Source organism: Clostridium hominis (assembly GCF_014287825.1).
GTDB lineage: Bacteria > Bacillota > Clostridia > Clostridiales > Clostridiaceae > Clostridium > Clostridium hominis.
On the sequence record NZ_JACOOO010000003.1, the window covers coordinates 1 to 4,202 of the forward strand.

At 28.9% G+C, this 4,202-nt stretch carries 3 protein-coding genes, 2 tRNA genes and 3 rRNA genes; 7 read left to right on the top strand and 1 reads right to left on the bottom strand.

Annotation, left to right across the window (positions count from 1 at the left end; all coding sequences use genetic code 11):
* The first annotated feature begins 47 nt into the window (after nucleotides 1-47).
* From rrf (H8S20_RS01810) to H8S20_RS01825, 4 genes are all read left to right on the top strand, one after another.
* Nucleotides 48-164 (top strand): 5S ribosomal RNA (rrf, locus tag H8S20_RS01810).
* Nucleotides 165-169: 5 nt separating this feature from the next.
* Nucleotides 170-245, top strand: a tRNA-Lys gene (locus H8S20_RS01815).
* Between the two features lie 413 nt (nucleotides 246-658).
* Nucleotides 659-775, top strand: a 5S ribosomal RNA gene (gene rrf / locus H8S20_RS01820).
* Nucleotides 776-780: 5 nt separating this feature from the next.
* Nucleotides 781-856: transfer RNA gene (locus H8S20_RS01825), tRNA-Lys, on the top strand.
* A gap of 79 nt (nucleotides 857-935) precedes the next feature.
* On the opposite strand, the gene H8S20_RS01830 is transcribed toward H8S20_RS01825, so the two are convergent.
* Nucleotides 936-1,706 (bottom strand): signal peptidase II, encoded by a 771-nt coding sequence (locus H8S20_RS01830; RefSeq protein WP_186859173.1) that lies wholly within the window; start codon nucleotides 1,704-1,706, stop codon nucleotides 936-938.
* Nucleotides 1,707-1,873: 167 nt separating this feature from the next.
* Between H8S20_RS01830 and H8S20_RS01835 the strand changes: the two genes are divergently transcribed.
* The 3 genes from H8S20_RS01835 to H8S20_RS01845 all read left to right on the top strand — a co-directional run.
* The gene (locus H8S20_RS01835) at nucleotides 1,874-2,677 is read left to right on the top strand and encodes a pyruvate, water dikinase regulatory protein (protein WP_032116719.1); all 804 of its coding nucleotides are present in this window, start codon (nucleotides 1,874-1,876) and stop codon (nucleotides 2,675-2,677) included.
* A gap of 32 nt (nucleotides 2,678-2,709) precedes the next feature.
* Nucleotides 2,710-3,612 carry a patatin-like phospholipase family protein gene (locus H8S20_RS01840; protein ID WP_032116718.1) on the top strand — a complete coding sequence of 301 codons (903 nt, stop codon included), beginning with the start codon at nucleotides 2,710-2,712 and terminating at the stop codon, nucleotides 3,610-3,612.
* A gap of 482 nt (nucleotides 3,613-4,094) precedes the next feature.
* Nucleotides 4,095-4,202 (top strand): 16S ribosomal RNA (locus H8S20_RS01845); the annotation flags it as partial.

A 4,202-nucleotide genomic window follows, 5' to 3' on the forward strand; every position in this document is an offset into this window, starting at 1 on the left:
AAAAATATAAAATTCATGTGCAATTTTCAGAGAACACTCTGAATGAATCTAGTGATGATGGCGTAGAGGAAACACTCCTTCCCATTCCGAACAGGAAAGTTAAGCTCTACAGCGCCAATGGTACTGCACGGGAGACTGTGTGGGAGAGTAGGACGTCGCTAGGTAATATGCGCTATTAGCTCAGTTGGTAGAGCACCTGACTCTTAATCAGGGTGTCCCGGGTTCGAATCCCTGATGGCGCACCATAACCTAGACTTATTGTCTAGGTTTTTTTGTTATCTATAAAATTATACTTATTTAAACTTATAGATAAGTTAATTAAGTATTAAGTAGTAATTGAGAAACAGAGAATAAAAAATTGATGTCTTCTTAGGTAGACTTAGCTATTTTTTATTTCATAAAAGTATCAAGTCAGTAATTTAAGCAAGCAATTAAAGAATTAAGTTGTAATGAAAAATAATTTTTTTATTAAAGTAAATAAAAATAAGTTATTATATAAGTTTTAGTAAGAAGAAAAAATGGCTTATTTACTAGCTTTTAGGCCATTAATTTATATAAAATAACATAAATTAAAAAAATAATAAAAATAATGTTGACTTTTGTAGAAAAAGTCTATATAATAAATTCTTGTCGAGGGACATATACAAAAGATAATAAATCTGGTGATGATGGCATAGAGGAAACACTCCTTCCCATTCCGAACAGGAAAGTTAAGCTCTATAGCGCCAATGGTACTGCATGGGAGACTGTGTGGGAGAGTAGGACGTTGCCAGGTAAGATGGTTTACTAGCTCAGTCGGTAGAGCACTTGACTTTTAATCAAGGTGTCCGGGGTTCGATTCCCCGGTAAGCCACCAAAAATCACTTCTAATATTAGAAGTGATTTTTTCATAAGTAAACTTGCTTAGCATTACATATAAAAAAAGAAAAGGTGTTTTATGCCTTTTCTTTTTTTATACTTCTTTTTATATCATTTTTAATAAACGCTAAGAATTTCTTTATAGCATTCCAATCATCTTTTAGAGATGAGTTTTCATCTTCTTTAAAGAAGTCACTTTTATATGTAGCCATTATAAAGAATAATAATCCTAGGTTTATATATATATCTTTTATATCAGCTATAAACAAATCGCTAATTCCTATAAAATCAAGACTACCTCCATAGAAGACTTTATCTATTAAAGAGCATAAGGCACCTGCAAATATAAATGCAAAGCACATATCTCCCCAAAATGTATTCTTACCTGATTTAAATTTTATGTATCTATATAACTCAAAGAAAATAAATAGAGCTATAAAATTAATTAATATTAATAATGGAAAACTAATATTGAAATTAAATCGAGCATTTAACCAAGATCCATCAGTATTTATTATAGGATCAAAGGATAAGAACCTTGGAATTATTTCATAATATGAATTAAAGAAATTGAATTTAATTATTAATTTACTTCCTTGATCTATTAACATAAGTATAAGAAAAATTAAAAATAATTTTTTACCTTGAAAACCGTCTGAATATTTATCGCTTAGATAATAGATAATATATCCGACAAGAGCGAATACAAAAACTAATGATAGGTTTAATATAAGTGTATATAAATCTTTTACTCTTCCAGTTACAATTTCAAAAGCAAAATATATAAGCCACATAATAGGTAGTATTCCTATTGTAAGAAGCTTATCTTTATTAAAAGTGTTTTTCATCTCTAGCCTCCTGAATTAAGTTTATATAAATGATTTTAACATATATATATTAACAATTCATTATAATAGAAATTTATTCTAAAATATTGGTATAATAAATAATATGTAAATATTTCTAAAATTTAGATTTTACAGAAGAATAAAATAGGTAAACGGAGGGTATTAAAATGTTGAAGATTTTCGCAGTATCAGATTCAATAGGGGAAATAGCAGATCAGGTAGCAGGAGCCGCAGCTAGTCAGTTTAATGATGAAGTTAAAATTAAGAGAGTACCTTATGTAAAAACTTTAGAAGATGTAGAAGAAGTAATTAGAGAAATTAAAGAAGAAGAAAATGCTATGATAGTATCAACTATAATTACTGTAAATGTAAGAGAGTATTTAACTCAAAAAGCTATTGAAAGTAATGTTACAGTTGTAAATGTATTAGGACCAATAATAAATGTAGCGTCATCTATATTAAATCAACAGCCTCAATATGATCCAGGAGCTATGTGGAAGACTGATGAAGCATACTTTAACCGTATTGAAGCTATGGAGTTTGCAATGCAGTATGATGATAGTAAGGATTATAGAGGATTAAAGAATGCAGATGTAGTATTAGTTGGTCTTTCGAGAACTTCTAAGACGCCACTTTGTATGTATTTAGCAAATAAAGGGATAAAGGCTATAAATATACCTCTTGTTCCTGAAGTTGATATCCCTAAGGAACTATATGAAGTAGATAAGCATAAAATATTTGGGCTAACAATTAATCCACTTCAATTAATAGAAATAAGAAAACGTAGATTAGATAAGTTTCATAGAATACCATCTAATATAGAATATGCTGGAGATGCTAGGATATTAGATGAGTTTGAATTTGCTGATAAGGTTATGAGAAAGCTTGGATGTAAAACAATAGATGTAACTCAAAGAGCTATAGAAGATACAGCATTAATTATTATTAAAGCATTAGGACATGGTAATTGATATTTATCAATCTAAATTTATAGGAGGATAATATGAAAATAGGTTTAGTTTTAGCTGGAGGAGGGGCAAGAGGTGCATATCAAATTGGGGTTTGGAAAGCACTTATTGAATTAGGAATAGATAAATACATAAAAGTTGTTTCAGGAACATCTATAGGAGCTGTTAATGCAATGCTTTTTCAACAAGGGGCATATGATATGGCAGAGGAATTTTGGCAAAATGTGAAAAAAGAACAGTTACTTCCTATAGATGAAAAAGAATTATTAGTTAAAGGTGTATTGTATGCAATAGGTGCCAAGAATATAAACTTTATAAGAAAATATATCCCTAAGGCTTTAAAAGCAGGAACATTGACTAGGGAAGGCATGAATGAGTTTGTGGATAAGATGGACTTTAATGCTATTAGAAATTCAAACATAAAAGGATATGCTACATGCACTAGGCTTCCAGATCTTAAAACTGAATATTTTTATATTAACAATAATTCTGAAGAAGACATAAAAAAGATATTGTGGGCAACATCTGCGGTACCAATGATATATGATAGTCAAGAAATAAATAATGCTGAATATTTAGATGGGGGAGTAGTAGATAATGTTCCTATACAACCTGTATATGGTGAAGGCTGTGATATTATTATAGTAGTACACTTAGCTAATGATAGTGTTATAGATAAATCGTTATACCCTAATACTAACATTATAGAGATTATACCTGATGATCTGGAAGGATATGATTTAAAAGAAATATTGGGATTCGATTCTAATGTAATAAAACAAAGAATATTTAAAGGACATAAAGATACTATAGATAAGATAAAACCTATAATGGATATTACTAGATTAATAGATAAGAATGAATTAGAGAAAGAAAAAAATGAACAAAGATTTGTAAATAAATTAAATAAAATGTTTAATAAAATGAAAGAAAAGTAATTAAATTTTAAAAAATTCTTTTGTAACTTATAGATTATAAAGGGATTAATAATATAAATTATAATAAAACTTAACAAAATAGGGTTATATAATTGATATATATGACTCTGTTTTGTTAGTAATAAGAATAAATGTGTTGTGAATTTTATAATATTACTACATTAAACAGGATAGTAAACAATTACACTAAACTGTTAATAAAAATATGTATATTTTAAGTTGACAAAGAAGATGCTAAATGATAATATAATCTTCGTTGCCAGTAGACAGTGGTAGAAATACAACTGATAGTTAGAAAAATTATTAAAAAATAGTTGACATAACTTAAATACGGTGATAAGATAAGAAAGTCGCTTGAAGCGATAACAAAATATGGTCTTTGAAAATTGAACAGAATATTAGTTAAAATAAATCCAGCAATTCTTTTGAGAGTTTTTAAAATATTTAAAGACTCAAAGTAATTTGAGCAACAGATTAAACTTTTTATTGAGAGTTTGATCCTGGCTCAGGACGAACGCTGGCGGCATGCCTAACACATGCAAGTCGAGCGAGTGGAGTTCTTCGGAACAAAGCTAGCGGCGGACGGGTGA